This window comes from Actinomadura vinacea, from assembly GCF_039532545.1.
In the GTDB taxonomy this organism is placed as follows: domain Bacteria; phylum Actinomycetota; class Actinomycetes; order Streptosporangiales; family Streptosporangiaceae; genus Spirillospora; species Spirillospora vinacea.
Genome location: NZ_BAAARW010000020.1, coordinates 719,665 through 741,823, shown reverse-complemented (window position 1 = coordinate 741,823; position 22,159 = coordinate 719,665). Strand labels below are relative to the sequence as shown.

At 70.5% G+C, this 22,159-nt stretch carries 21 protein-coding genes; 15 read left to right on the top strand and 6 right to left on the bottom strand.

The window, feature by feature from the left end:
* Positions 1 to 41 precede the first annotated feature (41 nt).
* The 9 genes from ABD340_RS27845 to ABD340_RS27805 are packed head-to-tail and all read left to right on the top strand — an operon-like array spanning position 42 to position 9,313.
* Positions 42 to 845: an MlaE family ABC transporter permease gene (locus ABD340_RS27845; protein ID WP_344592848.1), complete on the top strand. Its 804-nt coding sequence runs from the start codon at positions 42 to 44 to the stop codon at positions 843 to 845.
* A complete protein-coding gene (locus ABD340_RS27840) occupies positions 845 to 1,699 on the top strand; it encodes an MlaE family ABC transporter permease (RefSeq protein ID WP_344592846.1) in 855 nt (284 codons plus the stop codon). Before ABD340_RS27845 ends, ABD340_RS27840 begins: the two co-directional genes overlap by 1 nt.
* The gene (locus ABD340_RS27835; protein WP_344592845.1) at positions 1,696 to 2,766 is read left to right on the top strand and encodes an MCE family protein; all 1,071 of its coding nucleotides are present in this window, start codon (positions 1,696 to 1,698) and stop codon (positions 2,764 to 2,766) included. Before ABD340_RS27840 ends, ABD340_RS27835 begins: the two co-directional genes overlap by 4 nt.
* Positions 2,763 to 3,824, top strand: coding sequence for an MCE family protein (locus ABD340_RS27830; RefSeq protein WP_344592844.1), 1,062 nt, complete (start codon positions 2,763 to 2,765; stop codon positions 3,822 to 3,824). Before ABD340_RS27835 ends, ABD340_RS27830 begins: the two co-directional genes overlap by 4 nt.
* Positions 3,824 to 4,855: an MlaD family protein gene (locus tag ABD340_RS27825; protein WP_344592843.1), complete on the top strand. Its 1,032-nt coding sequence runs from the start codon at positions 3,824 to 3,826 to the stop codon at positions 4,853 to 4,855. Before ABD340_RS27830 ends, ABD340_RS27825 begins: the two co-directional genes overlap by 1 nt.
* Positions 4,855 to 5,919: an MCE family protein gene (locus ABD340_RS27820; RefSeq protein WP_344592842.1), complete on the top strand. Its 1,065-nt coding sequence runs from the start codon at positions 4,855 to 4,857 to the stop codon at positions 5,917 to 5,919. Before ABD340_RS27825 ends, ABD340_RS27820 begins: the two co-directional genes overlap by 1 nt.
* Complete coding sequence (locus ABD340_RS27815; protein ID WP_344592840.1) at positions 5,919 to 7,082, top strand: MlaD family protein; 1,164 nt, start codon at positions 5,919 to 5,921, stop codon at positions 7,080 to 7,082. Before ABD340_RS27820 ends, ABD340_RS27815 begins: the two co-directional genes overlap by 1 nt.
* Entirely contained in the window at positions 7,079 to 8,368 is a 1,290-nt protein-coding gene (locus tag ABD340_RS27810) for an MCE family protein (RefSeq protein WP_344592839.1), read from the top strand. The genes ABD340_RS27815 and ABD340_RS27810 overlap by 4 nt, the downstream gene beginning before the upstream one ends.
* A gap of 30 nt (positions 8,369 to 8,398) precedes the next feature.
* Positions 8,399 to 9,313 carry a hypothetical protein gene (locus ABD340_RS27805; protein WP_344592837.1) on the top strand — a complete coding sequence of 305 codons (915 nt, stop codon included), beginning with the start codon at positions 8,399 to 8,401 and terminating at the stop codon, positions 9,311 to 9,313.
* Positions 9,314 to 9,370: 57 nt separating this feature from the next.
* On the opposite strand, the gene ABD340_RS27800 is transcribed toward ABD340_RS27805, so the two are convergent.
* The 6 genes from ABD340_RS27800 to ABD340_RS27775 are packed head-to-tail and all read right to left on the bottom strand — an operon-like array spanning position 9,371 to position 15,893.
* Positions 9,371 to 10,804 carry an aldehyde dehydrogenase family protein gene (locus ABD340_RS27800; RefSeq protein ID WP_344592835.1) on the bottom strand — a complete coding sequence of 478 codons (1,434 nt, stop codon included), beginning with the start codon at positions 10,802 to 10,804 and terminating at the stop codon, positions 9,371 to 9,373.
* A 41-nt stretch (positions 10,805 to 10,845) separates the two neighbouring features.
* On the bottom strand, positions 10,846 to 11,619 hold the full coding sequence (locus ABD340_RS27795; protein ID WP_344592834.1) for an SDR family oxidoreductase: 774 nt from the start codon (positions 11,617 to 11,619) through the stop codon (positions 10,846 to 10,848).
* Positions 11,619 to 12,512, bottom strand: a complete 894-nt coding sequence (locus ABD340_RS27790; RefSeq protein WP_344592832.1) for a dihydrodipicolinate synthase family protein — start codon at positions 12,510 to 12,512, stop codon at positions 11,619 to 11,621. The genes ABD340_RS27795 and ABD340_RS27790 overlap by 1 nt, the downstream gene beginning before the upstream one ends.
* 41 nt (positions 12,513 to 12,553) lie before the next feature.
* Positions 12,554 to 13,348 carry an enoyl-CoA hydratase-related protein gene (locus ABD340_RS27785; protein WP_344592831.1) on the bottom strand — a complete coding sequence of 265 codons (795 nt, stop codon included), beginning with the start codon at positions 13,346 to 13,348 and terminating at the stop codon, positions 12,554 to 12,556.
* Positions 13,345 to 14,532: a CaiB/BaiF CoA transferase family protein gene (locus ABD340_RS27780; protein WP_344592829.1), complete on the bottom strand. Its 1,188-nt coding sequence runs from the start codon at positions 14,530 to 14,532 to the stop codon at positions 13,345 to 13,347. Before ABD340_RS27780 ends, ABD340_RS27785 begins: the two co-directional genes overlap by 4 nt.
* The gene (locus ABD340_RS27775; RefSeq protein WP_344592828.1) at positions 14,529 to 15,893 is read right to left on the bottom strand and encodes an FAD-dependent oxidoreductase; all 1,365 of its coding nucleotides are present in this window, start codon (positions 15,891 to 15,893) and stop codon (positions 14,529 to 14,531) included. The genes ABD340_RS27780 and ABD340_RS27775 overlap by 4 nt, the downstream gene beginning before the upstream one ends.
* Before the next feature lie 314 nt (positions 15,894 to 16,207).
* Here ABD340_RS27775 and ABD340_RS27770 point away from each other — a divergent pair, with 314 nt between their 5' ends.
* From ABD340_RS27770 to hydA, 6 genes are all read left to right on the top strand, one after another.
* Entirely contained in the window at positions 16,208 to 16,819 is a 612-nt protein-coding gene (locus ABD340_RS27770) for a helix-turn-helix domain-containing protein (protein ID WP_344592826.1), read from the top strand.
* 300 nt (positions 16,820 to 17,119) lie between these two features.
* Positions 17,120 to 18,145 carry an ABC transporter substrate-binding protein gene (locus tag ABD340_RS27765; protein WP_344592824.1) on the top strand — a complete coding sequence of 342 codons (1,026 nt, stop codon included), beginning with the start codon at positions 17,120 to 17,122 and terminating at the stop codon, positions 18,143 to 18,145.
* 14 nt (positions 18,146 to 18,159) lie between these two features.
* Entirely contained in the window at positions 18,160 to 18,948 is a 789-nt protein-coding gene (locus ABD340_RS27760; RefSeq protein WP_344592822.1) for an ABC transporter ATP-binding protein, read from the top strand.
* Positions 18,948 to 19,772 (top strand): ABC transporter permease, encoded by an 825-nt coding sequence (locus ABD340_RS27755; RefSeq protein WP_344592821.1) that lies wholly within the window; start codon positions 18,948 to 18,950, stop codon positions 19,770 to 19,772. Before ABD340_RS27760 ends, ABD340_RS27755 begins: the two co-directional genes overlap by 1 nt.
* 95 nt (positions 19,773 to 19,867) lie before the next feature.
* The gene (locus ABD340_RS27750; protein ID WP_344592819.1) at positions 19,868 to 20,710 is read left to right on the top strand and encodes a nitrilase-related carbon-nitrogen hydrolase; all 843 of its coding nucleotides are present in this window, start codon (positions 19,868 to 19,870) and stop codon (positions 20,708 to 20,710) included.
* A 37-nt stretch (positions 20,711 to 20,747) separates the two neighbouring features.
* Positions 20,748 to 22,154 (top strand): dihydropyrimidinase, encoded by a 1,407-nt coding sequence (hydA, locus tag ABD340_RS27745; RefSeq protein WP_344592818.1) that lies wholly within the window; start codon positions 20,748 to 20,750, stop codon positions 22,152 to 22,154.
* The last annotated feature ends 5 nt before the right edge of the window (positions 22,155 to 22,159 follow it).

Genomic DNA, 22,159 nt, shown 5'->3' with positions numbered 1-22,159 from the left:
ATGACCCTTGCCCCCGCTCCTCCCAGGGAGGGCCCCGGCTGATGGCCCTGAGCCTGACCAAGGCACCGGACCTGGCCCTCCGGCGCGTCGAGCGGGCGCTCGACGAGACCGGACTGCTGTGCGTCACCCTGCTCGAGGGCCTGCGCCGAACCTGGGACCTGCGCCAGTGGTGGGGCGAGTTCATCGAGCAGTGCTGGTTCCTGGCCAGGGTGACCAGCGTCCCCGTCATGCTGATCGCCGTCCCGCTGGGCGCCACCATCTCGCTCCAGGTCGGCGACATCGCGCGGCAGCTCGGCGCGCAGTCGGGCACCGGCGCGCTGCTGGTCTCCGCGATGATCCAGCAGGTCGCGCCGCTGGCCGCCGCGCTGCTGGTCTCCGGCGTCGGCGGCTCGGCGATCACCTCCGACATGGGCGCCCGCAACATCCGCGACGAGCTGTCCGCCATGGAGGTCATGGGCATCAACCCGGTCCACCGCCTGGTCACCCCCAGGCTGTGGGCGGCCAGCACCGTCTCGATGCTGCTGTGCTCGGTGGTGATCCTCGCCGGGGTGGTCGGCGGCTACTACTTCAACGTCATCCAGCAGGGCGTCAGCCCCGGCGCCTTCTTCGACGGCGCCACCTCCCTGCTGCAGTTCTCGGACCTGCTGATCACCCTGTTCAAGGCGTGGATCTTCGGCTTCATCGCCGCCGCGGTCGCCTGCCACATGGGCATGAACTGCGACTACGGGCCCGTCGGCGTGGGCCGCGCGGTCAACCGCGCGGTGGTGGTCACCTCGATCGTGGTGTTCACGACCAACTACGTGCTGACAATGATCTACCAGGTCCTCTTCCCCCCGAGGTTCTGATGGTCGCGATCTCCCCCGTACGCAGACTCGGCCGGGCGGTGCAGGGCCGCACCGCCGGGCTGGGCGCCTCCCTCAACCTGCCGGTCTTCCTCGGCCGGGTGCTCTACCACCTGCTGTTCGACATCATCCTGCGGCGCAAGTACGGGCGGACGCTGGCCAAGCAGGTCAGCGACATCACTGTCGGCGTCGGCGCGCTGGTGATCGGCGGCGGCATGATCTTCGTGATCGCCACCATGTCGCTGGCCACCGGCGCGATGGTCGGCCTGCAGGGCTACCCGGGCCTGGAGCGGATCGGCGCGGAGGCGTTCACCGGGCTGGTCGCCAGCTACTCCAACGTCCGCGAGGTCACCCCGATCATCGCCGGGGTGGCGCTGGTCGCGCAGGTCGGCACCGGCTTCACCGCCGAGATCGGCGCCATGCGGATCTCCGAGGAGATCGACGCCCTGGAGGTCATGGGCATCAACTCCCTGGCCTACCTGGTGTGCACCCGGGTCGCGGCCGGCGTCATCGCGCTGGTGCCGCTCTACCTGGTGTCGCTGTTCATGGCCTTCTTCGCCACCCGGTTCATCACCATCAACTACTTCGGGCTCTCGCCCGGCATCTACGACTACTACTTCCACCTCTACCTCCCGCCGATCGACGTGTTCTACAGCGTCATCAAGGTGGCGGTGTTCGCGTTCATCGTGATGTTCATCCACTGCTACCGCGGCTACTACGCGGCGGGCGGGCCGGTGGGCGTGGGCGTCGCGGCCGGGCGGGCGATCCGGGAGTCCACCATCCTGATGATCCTGATGAACCTGGTCCTGTCGTACATCTTCTGGGGGCACGGCAGCACAGTGAGGTTGACCGGATGAGCGACGAGCCCCTCTCCAAACGCTCCCGCACCCTGTTCGGCCTGGTGGGCGCGGGCGTCATGGCGGCCGCAGCGATCCTGGTGGCGCTCGGCTCCACCCAGTCCAACGCCGGCTCCACCTACTTCACCGCCTCGTTCGGACGGGCCGGCCAGGGGCTGGACCCGGGCAAGTCCGACGTCAAGATCCGCGGGATCGCGGTCGGCACGGTCGACTCGGTGGAACTGGAGCGCAGCGGCCGGGTGGCGGTGCGGATGCGGCTGGACGAGGGCGTCCAGGTGCCCCGCACCACCAGCGCCACGATCGAGCCGATCTCGGTGTTCGGGCCCAAGGACCTCGCCCTGGACCTCGGCTCCGGCGAGCTGACCGGCCCGTACCTGCCCGACGGCGCCCGCATCGCCCAGACCAGGGATCCGCAGGATCTCGCCGAGACCGCGTGGCCCGCGTACCGGCTCACCAGCGCGATCGACCCCGACGAGGTGACCACGATCCTGCGCACCTTCTCCGCCGGGCTGTCCGGGCAGGGCCCGGCCCTGCGCCGGACGATCGACAACGGCACCCGGGTGATCGACGCGGCGCACGCCAACCGCGCGGTGATCCGGCGACTCATCGACGACATCACCGGGCTGTCGGGCACCCTCGGGACGCGCGGCGGCACCATCAACGCCACCATCCGCGACTTCAACCGGCTCGCCCCGGTCGTCACCGACCGCCCGGACAAGGTCACCGCGCTGCTGGACGAGTCGGCCGAGCTGGCCGGCACGGTGGGCGACACCATGCGCGACCACGGCGCCAACCTCGGCTCGCTCGTGGACGAGGCCGGCAAGGCCGCGTCCGTGCTGGCCGCCGAGCGCCGCAACATCCCGGTGATGATCGACAGCCTCAACGGCTTCTTCGCGCTGCTGTCGGACATCATCCGGACGCCGGGCCCGGACGGCACGATGCTCGCCTCGGTCGTCGACACGCTCCCGCTCGACCTCTGCCAGACCTTCGTGGACATCTGCCCGGCGCCGCCGAAGCGGACCGCGTTCGGCTCGTCGGCGGGCCCGCGGGCGGTGATCCAGCCGTGAGCCGCACCGGACGCGGGCCGGACACCGCCACCACCCTCAAGTTCGTCGTGTTCGTCGCGCTGACCGGGCTGCTGACGTTCTTCATCGGGCAGCAGATCCTGGCGGCCAGCTTCAACGCCCGCTACACCCTCACGGCCACCTTCGACGACGTCACCGGGCTGCTGGAGGGCGACCTGGTGAAGGTGGCGGGCACCCCGGTCGGGCAGGTCGGGAGCATCGAGGTGCGGCGCGGCAAGGCCGTGGTCGGCATGGAGGTCGACCGGGAGGTCCGCGTCCCCGACGACTCCACCGCGGCCATCCGCTGGCGCAACGTCATGGGCCAGCGGGTCGTCTACCTGGAGCCCGGCCGCGCCGCGGCGAAGCTGGGCGACGGCGGGCGGGTGCGGCACACCCGGTCGGTGGTCGACCTGGGCGAGATCATCAACAGCCTGGGGCCGCTCACCAAGAACCTGGACCCGAACCAGCTCAACAAGATCCTCTTCGCGTTCACCCAGGCGCTGGACGGCAACGAGCAGAACATCGGGCTGCTGGTGCAGAACTTCGACGTGCTGCTGCAGACCGTCAACACCCGGCGCGCCACCATCGAGCGGATGATCGACGACTACGAGACGGTCAGCGACGCGGTCGCCACCCGCGACAAGCAGATCGCCGCGAGCGTCGACAACCTCCGGGAGCTGACCCAGGTGTTCGCCGGGAACAACCGGCTGCTGGAGAACGCGGTCGTCGAGGTCGCCGGCGTCACCACCAACCTCAACCAGATCCTGGGCGGCAACGACGCCCAGCTCGCCCGCATCATCGACAACCTCGGCAGGTTCAGCGAGACGTTCCGGCTGAACGTCGACCAGCTGGAGAAGATGGTGCAGAACCTGCCGCTCACGCTGCGGCAGCTGTTCTCCGCCGTCAACGGCGGGCACTTCATGCGCACCGACGCGCTGTGCCTCAACCTCGTCCAGGGGCCGTGCCCGTTCCCGATGCAGCTGCCGCGGACGCCGGGCGACAAGCCCCCGACCGAGCAGGAGCTGGACAAGCTCCGCTCGTTGCTGCGGGGTGTCGGGTGATGGCGCTCAAGTCGCTGCGCGACGTCAACCACCGGATCGTCGCCGTCGTCACGCTGACCGCGCTCGGCGCCGCGTGCGTGTTCGCGTTCGCGGTCGGGCAGCTGCACCTGTTCGAACGCGGCTACACGATGAGCGGGGTCTTCTCCGACACCGCCGGGCTGAAGAGCGGCCAGGACGTGCGGCTGGCCGGGGTGAAGGTGGGCCGGGTCACCTCGGTCGAGCCCGACTTCTCCACCGGCACCATCGTGGTCACCTGGCATGTCAACGAGGGCATCGACCTCGGCCCGAAGACCAAGGCGGAGATCCAGACGACGACCCTGCTCGGCGGCCGCTACCTGCGGCTGTCCGGGCCGGTCGCCAGGCCGTACATGGCGCAGGTGCCCGAGTCGCGGCGCCGCATCGCGCTGAAGGACACCAGGGTGCCGTACACGGTGCCCGAGGCGCTGAACAGCGCGCAGAACATCGTCGGACGGCTCGACCAGCGCAGCATCGACAAGCTGCTCGACCAGATCAACCGGATCGAGACGCCGAGCGCCGCCAAGCTCCGCCGCATCCTGGTCAACCTGCGGCAGCTGTCCCAGACGCTGAACGACTCCTTCCCCGAGATCGAGCGGCTGATCCGCAACAGCAGGACCGTCACCGGCACGCTGGCGGCCAAGGACGAGGAGCTCAAGCAGATCATCGACTCCAGCCAGGTGCTGCTGAGCAGCCTGGTGCGGCGGCGCGACGAGCTGGCCGCCGCCATCGGCCAGGGCAGCCGCACGGTCCGGACGCTGTCCAACGTCATCTCGCGGAACCAGCGGGAGCTGGACACCCTGCTGGACAACCTGCACCTGCTGACCACCCGGCTGGCGCCCAACATGGACGCCATCAACACCAACTTCGCGCTGCTGGGGCCGACGTTCAGCCAGGTGGCCAACATCAGGGGCAACGGGGCCTGGGTGGAGGGCCTGCTCACCGGGCTCGGGCCGATCCAGCCGCCCGGCCCGGTCTCGTCCAGGCGGCCGCCCGCGCAGCAGGGAGCGAACTGATGGGAATCACGACGCGCCTCGCCGTCCCCCGCCGGCGCGCCGCCGCCCTGGCCGCCGGGCTGTGCCTGGCCGCGGCGACCGTCATGGGCGGCTGCTCGGCGCTGACCGGCGAGACCGGCGGCAAGCGCACGATGATCGCGGAGTTCGCCAAGGCCCGCTCGTTCTACCCGCAGTCCAAGGTCAAGATCATGGGCGCGGACGTGGGGCTGGTCGACCGGGTCGAGAACGTCGGCGACCGGATCCGGGTCACCTTCCACGTGAAGGACGACGTCCCGCTGCGGCAGGGCGTGGAGGCCTCGATCGTGCCGCTCAACCTGGTCGGCGAGCGCAACCTGGTGCTGCATCCGGCGTGGCAGCCGGGCCAGCCGAAGGAGACCTCCGACCGGATCCCGAAGGAGCGCACGCACGTGCCGGTCGAGGTCGACGACGCGCTCAGCTCGTTCACCAACCTGGCCAGGGCGCTCGACCCGACCAAGATGCAGACCGCGCTGGGCCGTACCGCCGACACCGTCAACGGCAACGGCCGCGAGTTCAACGCGACGCTGGAGCAGAGCGCCCGGCTGGTGGAGAACGTCGCGGGGCAGGACAAGGAACTGGTCGAGGTCGCGCGCAACCTGCAGCGGCTCTCGGGCGTGGTGCGGGGCCGCGAGCAGGTGCTCGGCCAGCTGATCCGCAACTTCGGCGAGGCGACCCGGGTGCTGAGCGCCGAACGCGGTGAACTGCAGGACCTCATCCGCGGCGTCCTGGAGCTGTCGAAGAACGGCGACAAGCTCATCCAGAAGTACAAGGGCCAGTTGCCCTACGACCTGGCGGTCCTGACCCGGGCGGCGCTGGTGCTGAAGGGCAACGCCCAGTCGCTGGCGCAACTGCTGAACGCGCTGCCGGGGGTCAGCGCCGCCTTCATCGGCGGCTACAACCCGGAGAACAAGTCGCTGCAGATCCGGTTCGCGACCGACGCGTTCCTGCGGACCTGGCTCAAGGGCCTGCTGAACAACGACGACGTACCCTGCCCGCTGCCCCCGCCCAACTCCAACTGCCCCTGGATGAAGGGAGGGGGCAACTGATGCGGCGACCGACGCGTCCAGAGGCGTGCACGGACGACCGGGACGACCGTCCGGAGGAGCGCCCGGCGATGAGCACGGCGGCGTTCGCGGCGCTGATCGCGACGCTGCTGGCCGTCCTCACCGGATGCTCGATCCGCACGGCGGGCGGGCCGCAGGGGGCGCTCACCCTGACCGCCACCTTCAACGACGTGCAGGGCCTGGTCGCCGGGCACAGCGTGCAGATGGCCGACGTGAAGGTCGGCACGGTCACGAGCGTCCGGCTGGACCCGCGCACCTACAAGTCCACCGCGACGCTGTCGATCGCCGACGGGCATCCGATCCCGCGGGGCACCCGCGCCGAGATCAAGGTCACCTCGCTGCTCGGCGAGAACTACGTGGACCTGATCCTGCCGCCGGGCGGCCGCATGGACCGCGGCCCGTACCTGGCCAAGGGCGCCGCCATCACCGACACCAGCGTGCAGCCGGCGTTCGAGCAGGTGGTCGGGAAGGCCGGGCCGCTGCTCCAGGCGCTGGGCGAGAACGACCTGGCCACCATCGTCAACACCGGGGCCGGGGCGCTGGACGGCAACGGGCGGGACCTCAACGTCAGCATCGCCAAGTCCGGCGACCTGCTCAAGGTGTTCACCGTCCAGCGCAACCAGCTGGTGCAGGCGGTCGACCAGTTCGCCCGGCTGGGACGGTCGCTGGCGCAGGGCGGCAAGGAGCTGAACCGGGCGCCGGTCGAGCTCGAACGCACCACCCGGCTGCTGAACGACAACAAGGACAAGATCCTGCGCACCGTCGAGCGGCTCACCCACATGGCGCGCCAGCTCAACGACAAGGTGCTGGAGGGCCGGGTGGTGCGCTTCCGGACCCTGCTGCGCGACCTGGACCCCGTGCTGGCCCAGCTCGGCGGCAACCGGGCCAGGCTCACCCGACTGGTCGACGGGCTGGTGACCTTCAGCGCCAAGCTGCCGCGGGCCAGCTACGACGGCCAGCTCCTGCTGTACCCGATCCTGCGGATCACCTGGCCGGACGGCTCACCGGTGCTCCCCACCGGCGGCGGGCAGGGCGCCCAGAGCACCCAAGGCGGCCGCGGCGGCCCGAATCCGCCCAAGCTGCCCGACGATCTGCGCACGGCGCTGCCGGATCTCGACAAGCTCCTGAAGGGGCCGCGCCGATGACCAGCCGAGTGAGGATCAACCTGGTGGCCTTCGCGGCGCTCGCCGTGATCATGGTGGTGTGGGCGTTCAACAACGTCATCAGGTTCGACTTCATCGACCGGCCGTACCAGATCACCGTGGAGTTCCAGTCCTCGCCCGGGCTGCACCCCGGCTTCGAGGTCGACTACCTGGGCCTGCGGATCGGCAAGATCGACTCGGTCCGGCTGAACCGGAACAAGGTGTCGGTCAGGCTGGACATCGAGCGGGGCGTCGACATCCCGCGCGGGGTGACGGCCGCGGCGGCGCGCAAGTCGGCGGTCGGCGAGCCGGTGGTCGAGCTGACCCCGCCCGCGGGCGCCCGTCCGGACGGCCCGCGGATGGAGCCGGGCGCGGTGATCCCTGTGTCCCGGACCAAGGTGCCGCCCAAGTACGGCGACCTGTTCGGCGCCGTCATCGACTCGCTCCGGGCGATCGATCCCGACGACGCCCGGGTGGTGACCCACGAGCTGGCCGAGGGGTGGTCCGGGCGGGAGGGCTCGCTGCGCGAGATCATCAACGGCGGCGACCAGCTCACCGCCACGTTCGCGGAGAACAGCGAGCTGCTGGACGGCCTCACCAAGGACCTCGGCCGGATCACCAGCGTGCTCAACCAGAACCGCGGCGACCTGGGCGCCGGCATCGACAACCTGGCCGCGCTGACCGCCGCGCTGTCGCAGGTGCGCGGCGATCTGAAGCGGCTGCGCGACGACGGCCCCGGCCTGCTGTCGACCGTGAACGGGCTGCTCGAGAAGACCGAACCCGACTTCGAGTGCACGGTCGACACGCTCGGCAACTGGGGGCTGACCAAGTACAACCCCGACATCTACGCCGACCTGCGGAGCACCCTGCGCTACGCACCCGAGCTGGGGGCCGTGCTGGACGAGGTCGTCGGCACGGACCAGGGCAAGCCGGTGCTGAACGTGGTCTTCCTGATCACGCTGCGGAAGCTGGCGGCCGAGGAGTACAGGTACCCGCGGGCGCAGCCCACCGTCGGCAAGCAGCCCGCCTGCCCGGACGGCCGCCGGCCCGCCGAGCAGAAGCAGAAGCCGTACAAGGCCAAGAAGCCCGGCGAGACGATCCCGACGCACGATCCGTCGATCCAAGGGGACACCCGCGCCCAGAACGCGGCGAACCAGTCCGGGGACTCTTCTGGCGGGCCCCCGGCTTGGCTAGTGTACGTTCCCCCGATCCTGGCGCTGCTGGTGCTGATCCGGGTGATGGCGGGCTCGGTTCCCGTGCTGTCCCGCCTGCGCCGGCGCAAGGACTGAACCGACCGAACCCAACCCGAGGAGCCTGTAGTGACTGGCAAGACCACCAAGGACGTCCCCGAGGACGCCGAGGACGTCGACGCCGTCGATGAGGAGGCCGAGGAGGCCGAGGCGAAGCCGGCGCCCAGGCGCAGACGGCGGGTTCGGGTGATCGAGGTCCTCGACGACGAGGATCTCGACGAGGTCCTCGACGCGATCGACGCCGAGGACGAGGACACCGAGCCGCGGCGGCCCCCGGCCAAGGCGAAGACGCCCGCCAAGCGCGTCGTGGAGGAGGCCGAGGAGCTGCCGAAGCCCAAGCCGGCGCCCGCGCGGAAGGCGCCGGTGTCGCTGGACGAGGCCGCCCCGCGCACGTTCCTCGGGCTGCGCCCCAACCAGGCGGTCGTGGTGGTGCTCGTGGTGGCCGTCCTGGCGAGCCTCGCCATCTGGCAGTGGCGGACGGCGAGCGGGCTGTCGGGCGACGCGGACGAGCGCGCGGCCGTGTCCAAGGTCGCCTCCGACTACGGCGACGTGGCCCTGAACTACAACGCGAGCAACTACCAGTCCCAGATGAAGCGGGCCGAGGGCCTGATGGGCGGTGACCTGCTGGAGAGCTTCAAGGCCAACACGCTGCCCAACCTCGGCAACACCTTCAAGGAGAACCCGCAACTGGTGCTGACGTCCAAGACCGACCAGGTCTTCGTCGGCAGCGTCGACCAGCGGTTCGCCAGCGCGACGATCTCGGTCAACGTGGGCGTGCGGACGACCCAGGGCGCGCAGGATTCGCCCGCCACGCTGATCCGGCTGGCCATGGCCAAGATCGACGGCAAGTGGAAGGTCACCAAGATGTACGCCTCGGGCGCCAACGACCAGACCCAGCAGAGCGGGGGCCTGCCGAACGTCCCGACCACCCCGGCACCCAGCAAGTCGGCCACGCCCAAGAACGAGAAGAAGCCGAAGGACTGACCGTTCCCGCACTCGCGTCCCGCCCGGCGAGGCCGGGCGGGACTTCATGGGCCCTCCTCAGTCCCAGCCCAGATACACCGACTTGGACCACGTGTAGAACTCCACCGCGGTCGGCCCTTGCTCCCGGAACGTGTTCGTCGAGGAGTCCTTCGTCCCTCCGAACGGCACGTTCAGGTCCAGGCCGGCCGTGGGCCGGTTCACCTTCACCACTCCCACCTGGGCGCTGTGCGCGAAGTGCTGGGCCGCGCTCAGGCTCCTCGTGCAGATGCCCGCGGTGAGCCCGTACCGGGAGTCGTTGACCAGGTCGATGGCCTCGTCGAGGTCGCCGGCCTCCAGGACGGCGATGACCGGACCGAAGATCTCGTCGCGGGCGGCGGCCGAGTCCGGCCGGACGCCGTCGAGCACCGTGGCGGGGAAGAGAAGGCCGTCGGCCTCCTCTCCGCCGGCGACGATCTCGGCCCCGTCCGCGCGGGCCTTCTGGACCGCGGCCACGTCGGCGGCGAGTTGCTGCTCGGTGACCACGGGGCCCATCAGCACGCCGTCGCCGAGCCCGTCGCCCGGCCGGTAGCGCCCGGCCTGCTCGGCGATCGCGGCCATGAACCTCTCGCGGACGCCCGGGGTGCAGATCACCCGGGACGTCGCCGTGCACGCCTGACCCGTGAGCCCGAACCCGCCGACGGCCGCGACGCGCGCCGCGGCCTCGGCGTCGGCGTCGTCGAGGACGACCAGGGCGTTCTTGCCTCCCATCTCCAGCTGGACCCGGCCGCGCCGGGCACCGACCACGTGGTGGATGCGCATGCCGACCTCAGTGGAGCCGGTGAACGACACGCCGGATACCCGCGTGTCGCCCACGAGCGCCTCGCCCACCGAGCGGCCGGGGCCGTGGACGACGTTCAGCACGCCCGCCGGCAGCCCGGCCTCGACCAGGGCCGCCACCAGATGGTGCAGCGCGACGGGCGTCACGTCGGCCGGCTTGATGACGACCGCGTTGCCGCTGACCAGGGCGGGTGCCATCTTCCAGGCCGGGATGGCGATCGGGAAGTTCCACGGGGTGATGAGGCCGACGACGCCGAGCGGTTCGCGCCGCGTGTAGACCATCGTGTCGGGCGTCGCGCTCGGCAGCACCTGGCCGCCGAGCCGCCAGCCCTCCGAGCCGAAGTACCGCAGCACGTCGATCGCCCGCTGCACCTCGCCCCTCGCCTCGGCGAGAGTCTTTCCCTCCTCCCGCACGAGGTCGCGCGCCACCTCGCCGTGGCGGCGGCGCAGGATGTCGGCCGCGTTCATGAGGATCGCCCCGCGGGCCGGCGCCGGCAGAACCGCCCAGCCGGGCTGTGCCCGCCGCGCCGCGGTGACGGCCTCCTCCACCACCCCTGGATCGGAGACGGGGGTCACCGCCACGACGTCGTCGTCCGCTGCTGGATTGCGCCGCTCCTTGACGGGATCGCCGACCCAGGCCCCGTCGATGAGGTTCTGAATGTGCCGTGTGGTCATGCCGATGTCTCCTCTTCGGTGGTAGGCGGGCGGGGCGGGAGTCACAGGTTGCGGACGAGGCCGCCGTCGCAGCGCACCGCCGTACCCGTCACGTAGGACGCGGGCCCGCCGCAGAGGAATGCCGCGACCGCGCCGAACTCCGCCGGCGCTCCGTACCGTCCCGCCGGGATCGAGGCCCGCGATCGCGCCGCGACCTCCTCGACCGGCCGTCCCACCTTGCGCGCCCGAGCCGCGTCCAGCTGTCCGACCCGTTCTGTGGCGATACGGCCCGGTAGGAGAAGGTTGACCGTCACGCCGTCGCCGGCCACCTCGGCTGCGAGCGTCTTGAGGTACGCCGCGAGCGCGGCCCGGCCGGCGTTGGACAGCGCCAGATCGGGGAGCGGCGCGGCGACGCCGGAGGACCCGATGGCGAGAATGCGTCCCCATCCGCGGTTGCGCATCCCGGGGAGGATCGGCTTGATGAGGCGCTGGTGCGCCACGAGCAGCGTGTCCATCGCCGCGGCGAGCTCCTCGTCGCCGATCTCGTCCGCCCTGGCAGGCCGCGGGCCCGGGCCGTTGAGCACCAGGACGTCCACCTGGCCGAAGGCCGCGACGGCGGCGTCGGTCACGGTGGCCGGACCGGCCGGATCGGTCAGGTCGGCCGCTACGCCGACGGCGCGCGGCAGCCCGGCGGCGATCTCGCGCGCCAGGTCGCCACGGCGTCCCGTCACCACGATGTTCGCTCCCTCGGCGGCCAGTGCCTCGGCCACCGCGCGCCCGAGACCGCCGGTGGACGCGCAGACGATGGCGGTACGGCCGTCGAGTCCGAGGTCCATCACGCGTCCTTCACCGGTGCGGCCGACAGATGGCGCTCCAGTTGCGGTAGGAGCGATTCCGGCATGGCCGGGGCGGGCGGCCGCACTCCGGACTCCAGGACGAGACCGCGACGGCGCAGCGCCTCCTTGCGGATCGCCAGCCCCACTCTCGCCTGCGCCTCGAAGTTGACCAGGGGCAGGTACGGCAGGTACGCGTCGCGCGCCGCGTCGTAGCCGTCCTCTCGCCAGGCATCGACACAGGCCAGCAGTCCTTCCGGACAGGAGAAGCCGGTCATGGCACCGGCCGCGCCGGCGGCGAGCTCGTCCAGCAGGCCGATGCCGCCGAGACCGCCGAACACCGGGACGTCGAGCGCGGCGGCGAGCACCGCGATCGCGGCCGGGGTCGGCGGGGCCTCGGCCTTGACCGCGACGGCCGCCGCGGTGTCGCCGACCGCGGCGGCCAGGTTCGCGGTACTGATCGTCACACCGCTCACCAGGGGGTAGTCCTGCACGACGAGTCCGGCGCCGGTCGCGGCGTGCACGGCCCCCAGGTGCTCGGCGACCACCCGGGGGTCCGGGGAGTTGACCTGGACCATCACGCCCGCGAGCCGGTCGCCGGCGAGCTCGCGTGCCATCCGGGCCTCCTCGATGGCCGGGGCGGTGGCCAGCGCGGTGGCGCCGACGACGAGCGGCAGGTCGACCGCGTCGATGACGACCTCGAGGACCGTCCGGCGCTCTGCGGCCGACAGCGACGCGGCCTCGCCGAAGACACCGAGCACGGTGAGCCCGGCGACGCCGATCCCGGCATAGTGCTCGACGAGCCGCGCCAGGCTCGCCTCGTCGACGTCCAACGTCGAACCCAGGAACGGGGTGGCGACGACCCCCCAGACTCCCTGGGAGAGATGTGCGGTCATGGTGGTGCTTCCTCCAGTGGTGGGTCGGCTCGGTGGCGGGATCATTGGCCGGACCACATCGGGGGGCGCTTGTCCTGGAAGGCGCGCACGCCCTCCCGTGCGTCGTCGCTGTCGAGTGCCTCGACGAGAGCGGGAACGCGCAGCCCGTGCGCCTCGTGCGGCGTCAGCCCCGCCCCATGCGTGACCATCTGCTTGATGGCGCGCAGGGAGGCCGGGGCGCAGGCGAGGACGTCGGCCGTCCACCGGCCGACCGCTTCGTCGAGCCGTTCCGCGGGCACGACCTCGTTGACCAGGCCCATGCGGAACATCTCCGATGCCGGTACCCGCCGCCCGGTGAGCAGCAGTCCCATCGCCTGGGTGTGGGGGACCCGGCGGACGAGCTGGAACACCCCGCCGTCGAGCGGGATCCGTCCGACACGCGGCTCGGTCAGGCCGAACTGGGCGTGCTCGGCGGCGATCACGATGTCGCAGCCGAGCACCATCTCCAGGCCGCCGCCCAGCGCGTAGCCGTTGACCCGGGCGATCACCGGCACGTCGAGCGTCCGGCGCAGGCTGAGCCCGCCGAAGCCGCCCGGGTCGAGCCGGGACCAGTACTCCAGGCCGCTGGTGGTGACGGCGCCGGCGGACATGTCCGCTCCGACGCTGAACGCGCGGTCGCCGCCACCGGTGATCACCACGGCGCGGACGTCGCGGTCGGTCTCGACGTCGGCCCAGATCTCGTTGAGCCGGGCGGTGGTCGCTTCGTCCACCGCGTTGAGCACGTGCGGCCGGTCGATCGTGACCCGGGCGACGTGCCCGTCGCGTTCGTAGCGGACCTCGTCCACGGCGGGCGTCATCGGAGGGCGCCCTTCTCGTGGAGCGCCGCGAGACGTGCGGCGTCGTAACCGAGCTCCCCGAGCACTTCCTCGGAGTGCTCGCCCAGCCGGGGCGGGACCCGGCGGACGGCCGCAGGTGTGGCCGACAGGTGGATGGGAGCCGCGAGCGCCCGGACGCGGCCCGCGGTCGGATGCTCCATCTCCACGATCATGCCGTTGACGAGCGTCTGCTCGTCGGCGAGCGCCTGCTCGAGGCTGCGCACCGGGGCGCAGAGGATGTCCTCGGCCTCAAGCCGTTCGACCCAGTGGGCGGTGGAGTTGGTGGCGAACCGCTCGGCGAAGACGCGCTGCAGTTCGGCGCGGTGGGTGAACTGCCCGTCCAGGGTCGCCAGTTCCGGCCGGTCGGCGAGGTCCTCCTCCAGCGCGAGGGCGAGGCTGATGTGGTGCAGTGGATCCGCCCGGAACCCGCCGACCATGCACACCGCCCCGTCGGTCGTGGCGAAGACGCCCGTCAGCGGCATGGCCGCCCAGTTGATCTCCGACCCCCGATTGAGCTGCTGGCAGGCCTCCTGCATCTGCATGTGCAGCATGGAGTCGTACATCGACACGTCGATCCGCTGCCCCGCCCCGGTGCGTTCCCGGTGCAGCAGGGCGAGCAGGGTGCCCTGGACGAGATGCATCCCGGTGGTGTAGTCGCACAGCGTGGTCGGATAGATACCCACCGGCTGGTCGTCGGAGACCCGGCGGTGCATGACCCCGCTGTACGCCTGGGCGATGACGTCTTGGCCGCCTTTGTGGGCGTACGGGCCGGAGGTGCCGAAACCGGTGCCCGAGGCCCAGATCAGCCTGGGGTTGAGCGCGCTGAGCGCCTCGTAACCGAAGCCGAGCCGGTCCATCACCCCGGCCCGGAAGTTGCTGACGACGACGTCGGCGTGGCGCACCAGGTCGAGCACCACCTCCCGGCCCTCGGGGACACGCAGGTCGACGGCCACGCTCCGCTTGTTGCGGTTGATCGACAGGAAGATCGGGTTGTCCAGCCCGGCCTCGTCCGGGATGGTGGTCCGGCAGAAGTCGCCGGTACCCGGACGCTCGATCTTCACGACGTCGGCGCCGTAGTCGCCGAGCAACTGGGTACAGCTCGGCCCCAGGTACACCTGGGTGAAGTCGACGACGCGGACGCCTGACAGAGGAAGGTCCGGGGTCATTCGAGCACCCCCGCCGGCTCGTCGACGGTGGCGTTCGGCGCGGGCACGTCGCCGGGATCGGCGCCCTGGTCGCGCATCCGGCGCTGGATCGCGGCCGGATCGACGTCCCGCACCAGGACTCCGCCGTCCACCGCCAGCGAGGCCGCGACGCCCGCCGCCTGCCCCATGGCCATGCACGGCGGGATCTCGCGGGAGATCCGCTGCGCCACGGGTGTGGCGGAGTAGTGCCTGCCCGCGACGAGCAGCTGGTCGACGCCGCGCGGCAGCAGCGCGCGGTAGGGCGTGTAGTAGTCGCGGCCGCGCGCCACGCTGTCCCGGAAATGCCGTCGGGTCACGATGTCCTCCTTGGTCACGACGTACTCGCCCTGGAGCAGCCGCGTCTGGCGGACCCCCATCTGCTCGGCGACGTCGACCAGATGGCAGTTCTCGAAGCCGGGCAGGTTCTCCCTGACGTAGTCCACCGCGGCGGCGATCCGCGATCGCGCCTCGAACTCGGCCTCGGTGAGGGAGACCGGGTCGGCTCCGTCGAAGCCGGTGAGATGCGGGCAGTTGCACCACACCACGCCGGGCACCGGGGTCTTGAGCCACCACAGGTCCCACGCACCGCCGAGCAGCCGCTTGACCTTGCGGTTGATGGCGCGCGCCGCCCGGGGGTCGGCCTGCTCGAACCGCTCCGCGGTGGCCGTGTCGACGCCGCCGAGGCGGAACACGAGGGTCACCAGGTACCGGTCGTGCACGTGGTCGGCACCGGAGCGGGAGGCCACGTCGATGTCACCGGTCGTGTCGATGACGACGTCTCCCAGCACCGCCTGGGGACCGGTCTTGGTCTCGCAGACGACGCCCTTGATCGTGCCGTCCTCGACGATCGGCTGGGAGAACCAGCTGTGCAGCCGCAGGTGCACGCCGTTCTCCCGGACCAGGTCGTTGGAGACCCGCTTCCAGCCGTCGGGGTCGAAGGCCACGGCGTAGTTGATCGGTTTGGGGGTCTCATGGGAGTGGAAGTCGAAGGCGCCCCAGCGGCTCCACTTCGCCCACATGTCGGGCGAGGACCGCCGGTCCTCCGGCGGGGGGAAGACGGCCAGGCCGAGCTTGGCGAGCCGGTCGACGTACTCGCCTACGACCCCGGTGACCGAGATCTCCTGCCCGTTGCACATGTCGTCGAGGACGAGCACCATGCCGCCCGAAGCCAGGCCGCCGAGGGCCGGGTAGCGCTCGATGAGGGTGACGTCGACGCCGGAGCGGGCCGCGGCGACCGCTGCGGAGACGCCCGCCGGTCCGCCGCCGACGACGATGACGTCCGAGCGCCGCACGACGGGTGCGGTCAGGCGCGGCAAGGCTATCTGGGAACTGTCGCTGGACAAGGGACTCCTCTCAGCCGGCCGATGCGCAGGCCGGGGACCTGCGGTCGGAAGGGATCAGGTAGGACTCGGGCGGCGGGGTGGAGGTCACTCAGGCCCGCCGACTCGGGCGACAGGGCGGACGTCGTCGGCCGGTTCTGGGCGCCATTGAGCAAAGCGCCCTCACTGTAGATTGAAGATCTTCAACATGTAAAGACTCTAGCGCTCAAATGTTTCATCCATATGAAGATCTTCATTATCTAGCCGGTGGATCGTTGACATGCCGAAGGATTGTTGTTTCAGTGAAGCCGGTAATGCTCCGCCGACCGGGAGATCGGATGAACGACCCCGAGCACGCCGACCAGCACGACAACGGCCGGCCGAACTCCGAGGCCCTCATGGGCGGCATCGGCCGGCTCGTCCGGTCGCTGCGCCGTGACCGCCGGCTCACGCTCGAGGTCTTCGCGCAGAAGTCCGGTCTCAGTACCGGTGTCATCAGCCAGCTCGAGCGTGGCAAGGGCAACCCCTCGTTCAACACGCTCGTCCAGATCGCCCACGCCCTCGACGTCCCGATCGGACGCCTGTTCAACTCCGTCGACGCGACCTCACCGGTCGTGCGCGCCGGTGAACGCAGGGCGCTCGACATCCACCAGGCCGACCCGGGCGACGCGACCCACGAACTGCTCACTCCCAGCCTCAACGGCGCCCTTGAGTCGGTGTGGATAGAGGCCCCGCCCGGCTACGACACCTCCGGCTCGCCGTTCATCCACAACGGTGAGGAGTTCGGCATCGTTCTGGAGGGCCGCCACGAGGTCTACCTCGACGGCGAGCGCTACGAGCTCGGCCCGGGCGACTCGATCACCTATTCCAGCGCGATCCCGCACTGGTACCGCAACCCGGGCCCGGACCCGGTCAAGGCCCTCTGGGTGATCACTCCGCCGACCTTCTAGCGGCCCGGGCGCCCGCCGAGGGTGCCCGCGCCCACCGCACAACGAAATACCGCAGCCCGGCCCCCCCAGGACACGCATCCGCCGCCGGGTAGATCCGACATTGGCCGCCGCGCACCGTCGCGAGGTGGTCCGGCCTGTCCATTCCGCCCGCTGTCAATGGAGACGGCTTTCCCTCACGCCGTCACCGGTGACGGACCGCCCTTCCGCCGGCCGTCGTCGGGCGGCTCGGCATTCCCTGTTCCGCCCGCCGTCAACCGGACGGACGTCCTCCGGAGGTTCACCTTGACGAACCTGTCAGACATGAGCAGACGCAGTTTTCTCCACTACACCGGCCTCGCGGCCGTCTCCACACCTCTCCTCGCAGCATGCGGCGGCCAGGGGGGTGGGGGCGCGGCCGCGGGAGGAAAGGGCCTGTCGATGCAGCTCGGCTTCCTGCTCGACAACGGGCAGCTGGGCGAGGCAGTCGCCCTCGGCAAGGGCTGGTACGCCGACAACGGCATCGACTTCTCCTTCAAACCGGGTGGCCCCAGCATCGACGGGATCGCCATGGTCGCGGGCGGGCAGAGCCAGGTCGGGCAGGTGTCCTCCAGCCCGTCCCTCATGCTCGCGGTCTCCCAGGGAGTGCCGATCAAGGCCTTCGCCGCCGGCGTCCAGCAGCACCCCTACGCCTATTTCTCCCGGCCCGAGAAGCCGGTGCGCACGCCCGCCGATCTCGCCGGCAAGAAGGTCGGCGTCCAGGCGACCGGCAAGGTGCTGATGTCCGCCCTGCTCGCCAAGAACGGCATCCCTGAGAAGGAGGTGGAGGTCGTCGCCGTCGGCGCCGACGTCACACCCCTCACGACCGGCCAGGTCGACGTGTGGACCGGCTGGCTGAGCAACGTCGCGGCCCTGCGGCCGCTCAACGGGCGCTACGTGGCCATGCGGCTGTGGGACGCGGGCATCCGGCTGTACGCCAATCCCTACTACGCCACGACCCGCACCCTTGAGCAGGACTCCGCCAAGCTGCAGAAGTTCGTCAGCGCCACGGCGGCGGGCTGGAAGTACGCCCGCGAAAACGTCGACGAAGCCGTGGCTCTCCTGGTCAAGAATGCACCCACGCTGAAGGCCGCCGACATGAAGGCGCAGGCGGAGGTGCTGCTGAAGTACACCTTCGACCAGACCACCGCCGCTCAGGGGTGGGGCGCCATGGACAAGACGCTCTGGCAGCAGCAGCTCGACATGTGGGCGCAGCTGAAGCAGTTCAAGGGAACGCCCCCCACTGTCGACAAGGTGGCCACCACCGCCGTGCTCGACGCCACGGCGGGCACACGACCGAAACTGGGCTGAACATCATGGACACGATGAACAAGACCGCTTCCCGAACCGGCGAAGGCGCCTTGTCGCTGGGTGAGGTCACCGTCCGGTTCGAATCCGACCGAGGACTTGTCACCGCATTGCAGGACGTGTCCGTCGAACTGCCCGAGCACGGGTTCACCTCGCTTCTCGGACCGTCCGGCTGCGGCAAGTCGACGCTGCTGCGGGTCGTCGCCGATCTGCTGGAGCCGGCCGCCGGAGCGGTCTCGGTGTTCGGCGCCACGCCCCGGGAGGTACGGCGCCGCCGGGAGATCGGCTTCGTGTTCCAGGACGCCGCGCTGCTGCCCTGGCAGTCGGTGATCGACAACGTCCGGCTGCCCCTGCGGGTCGGCAAGTCGGCCGGCCGCGGTCCCGCCGAGTCACCAGAGGAGATGCTGGAGCTCGTCGGTCTCAAGGGAAGGGAGCGGGCCTATCCGCACGAGCTGTCTGGCGGCATGCGCCAGCGGGTGGCGATCGCCCGCGCCCTGGTGTGCCGGCCCCGCGTGCTGCTGATGGACGAGCCGTTCGGCGCCCTCGACGAGATCACCCGGGACCGGCTCAACGAGGAACTGCTGAACATCTGGGCGGCGACGGGTACCACCGTGCTCTTCGTCACCCACAGCATCCCCGAGGCGGTCTTCCTCTCCCAGCGGGTGCTCGTGCTGTCCTCCCACCCCGGCCGCGTCCGGGAGCTGGTCGAGATCGACCTGCCCTACCCCCGCGACCTCGAACTGCGTGACCGGCCCGAGTTCACCGCGCTGACCTCCCGACTGCGCCGCCTCCTGGAGACGTGCTGATGGCCACGACCACGACACCGGGCGCGACCGCTGCCGACGCGCCCCCCACCACGCCACGCCGATCAGGGAGGTCCCTGCGCAAGGCGGCCCGCCCGATCCTTGCCGCGGTCGTCTTCATCGGGCTCTGGCAGGCGATCTGCAGCGGCCTGAAAGTCCCGACCTACATCGTCCCCTCGCCGCTGGAGGTGGGGCGATCCCTGTCGGAGAACCGGTCCATGCTGGTGAGCAACACCTGGCCGACGGCGATGGAGTCGCTGCTCGGCTTCCTGGCCGGGAACGGCGTCGCCATCCTGCTCGCGGTGCTGTTCGTGCACTGGAAGCCAGCCGAGGACGCGCTGATGCCCGTCGCCGTGTTCATCCGGACGATCCCGATCGTGGCCGTCGCGCCGGTCCTGGTGATCCTGCTGGGCACCGGGTACGCGCCGAAGATCGTCATCGCGGCGCTGATCTCCTTCTTCCCTACGCTGGTCAACATGGTCCGCGGCCTCTCCAGCGTCGACAAGCAGGCGATCGAACTGTTCCGCGTGCTGTCGGCCTCGCAGGCGGAGATCTTCTGGCGGCTGCGCGTCTTCGCGTCGCTGCCGTACCTGTTCTCCGCCTTGAAGATCTCCGCCACGTCCTGCGTGATCGGCGCCATCGTCGCCGAATGGATCGGCGCGCAGAAGGGCCTGGGCTTCGTCATCATCCAGGCCACCTACAACTTCACGACCCCGCTGCTGTACGCCGCGATGATCGTCGCCTCCCTCATGGCCGTGGTGTTCTTCGGCGCCATCGGCCTCATCGAGCGGCTGGTCGTGACCTGGAATCCGGAGCCGGCGCCCTAGGACGCTCCGTCCGCTCACTTTTCCGCCCCGTTTCCCGCCCCGCATCGTGCTCCCTTTTCGCCATGCCGTTTTTCAGTTCTGAAAGGAAGGCTCCGATGAGCCGAATCGTGCGTGCGGCGCTCGTCCAGGCGGCCTGGACCGGCGACACCGAATCCATGATCGCCAAGCATGAGGACCACGCCCGGGCCGCGGCGGCCCGGGGCGCCCAGATCATCGGGTTCCAGGAGGTCTTCAACGCGCCCTACTTCTGCCAGGTCCAGGACGCCGAGCACTACCGCTGGGCCGAGCCCGTCCCGGACGGCCCCACCGTCCAGCGCATGCAAGCCCTCGCCCAGGAGACGGGCATGGTCGTCGTCGTTCCGGTGTACGAGATCGACAAGCCCGGTTTCTACTACAACACCGCCGCCGTCATCGACGCCGACGGAACGTATCTCGGCAAGTACCGCAAGCACCACATCCCGCAGGTCGAGGGCTTCTGGGAGAAGTTCTACTTCAAGCCCGGAAACCTCGGCTGGCCGGTGTTCGACACGGCCGTCGGCCGGATCGGCGTCTACATCTGCTACGACCGGCACTTCCCGGAGGGCTGGCGGGCCCTGGGTTTGGCCGGAGCCGAGCTGGTCTACAACCCGTCGGCCACCCACCGCGGTCTGTCCTCATACCTGTGGCGGCTGGAGCAGCCCGCCGCGGCCGTCGCCAACGAGTACTTCGTCGCCGCCATCAACCGCGTCGGCCAGGAGGAGTACGGCGACAACGACTTCTACGGCACGAGCTACTTCGTCGACCCCCGCGGCCAGTTCGTCGGTGAGGTCGCCTCCGGCAAGGAGGAGCAGCTCGTCGTCCGCGACCTCGACCTCGGACTGATCGACGAGGTTCGGCAGCAGTGGGCGTTCTACCGGGACCGCCGCCCTGACGCCTACGGCCCCCTCACCGAGCAGTGACAGCGCCGAACACCGCCGAGCCGAATCGAGTTGCCCCATGAGTCTCACCGTCATCCGCGGCGGCCTGGTGATCACCGCCGCCGAGGAGACCCCCGCCGACGTCCTGATCGATGGCGGCCGGGTGGCCGCCCTCGCCGCCCATGGCAGCGAGATCGCGAGCGGCTGGTCCGGGTCCGCCGACCGGGTCATCGACGCCACCGGCAAGTACGTGATCCCGGGCGGCGTCGACACCCACACCCATATGGAACTGCCCTTCGGCGGAACCTTCGCGTCCGACACGTTCGAGACGGGCACGCGCGCCGCCGCCTGGGGCGGCACCACCACCATCGTGGACTTCGCCGTCCAGACGGCCGGGAACTCGCTACGCGCGGGGCTGGACGCCTGGCACGCCAAAGCCGATGGCGCCTGCGCCGTCGACTACGCGTTCCACATGATCATGTCGGACGTCAACGAAGACACCCTGAAGGAGATGGACGGCCTCGTCGACGAGGGAGTCACCAGCTTCAAGCTCTTCATGGCCTACCCGGGCGTGTTCTACAGCGACGACGGCCGGATCCTGCGCGCCATGCAGCGCTCGGCGGGCAACGGCGGGCTGATCATGATGCACGCCGAGAACGGCATCGCCATCGACGTTCTCGTCGAACAGGCCCTCGCCGAAGGCCGGACCGACCCGCGCCACCACGGGGAGGTCAGGCACGCCCTGCTGGAGGCCGAGGCCACCCATCGCGCCATCCAGCTGGCGCGCGTGGCCGGGGCGCCGCTCTACGTCGTGCACGTCTCGGCACGTGAGGCCGTCGCCGAACTCGCCCAGGCCCGCGACCTCGGCCTCAACGTCTTCGGCGAGACCTGCCCGCAGTATCTCTTCCTGTCGGCCGACAACCTCGCAGAACCCGGCTTCGAGGGGGCCAAGTACGTCTGCTCCACCCCGCTGCGTCCGCGGGAGCACCAGGAGTTCCTGTGGCGCGGGCTGCGCACGAACGATCTGCAGGTGGTCTCCACCGACCACTGCCCCTTCTGCTTCACCGGCCAGAAGGAGCTCGGCCGCGGCGACTTCTCCAAGATCCCCAACGGGCTGCCCGGAGTCGAGGACCGGATGGACCTGCTCCACCAGGCGGTCGTGGAGGGCCGGATCTCGCGCCGCCGCTGGATCGAGATCGCCTGCGCGACACCGGCCCGCATGTTCGGCCTCTACCCGCGCAAGGGCACGATCGCGCCCGGCGCGGACGCCGACATCGTGATCTACAACCCGGACGCCGGCCACGTCATCTCCGCCGAAACCCACCACATGAACGTCGACTACTCGGCGTACGAGGGCCGGACCGTGACCGGCCGGGTCGAGACCGTCCTGTCCCGCGGCGAACTCGTCATCGACGACCGGTCGTACGTCGGCAGGGCGGGGCACGGGCGCTACACCCCGCGCGGCACCTGCCAGTACCTCATCTGAGAAGG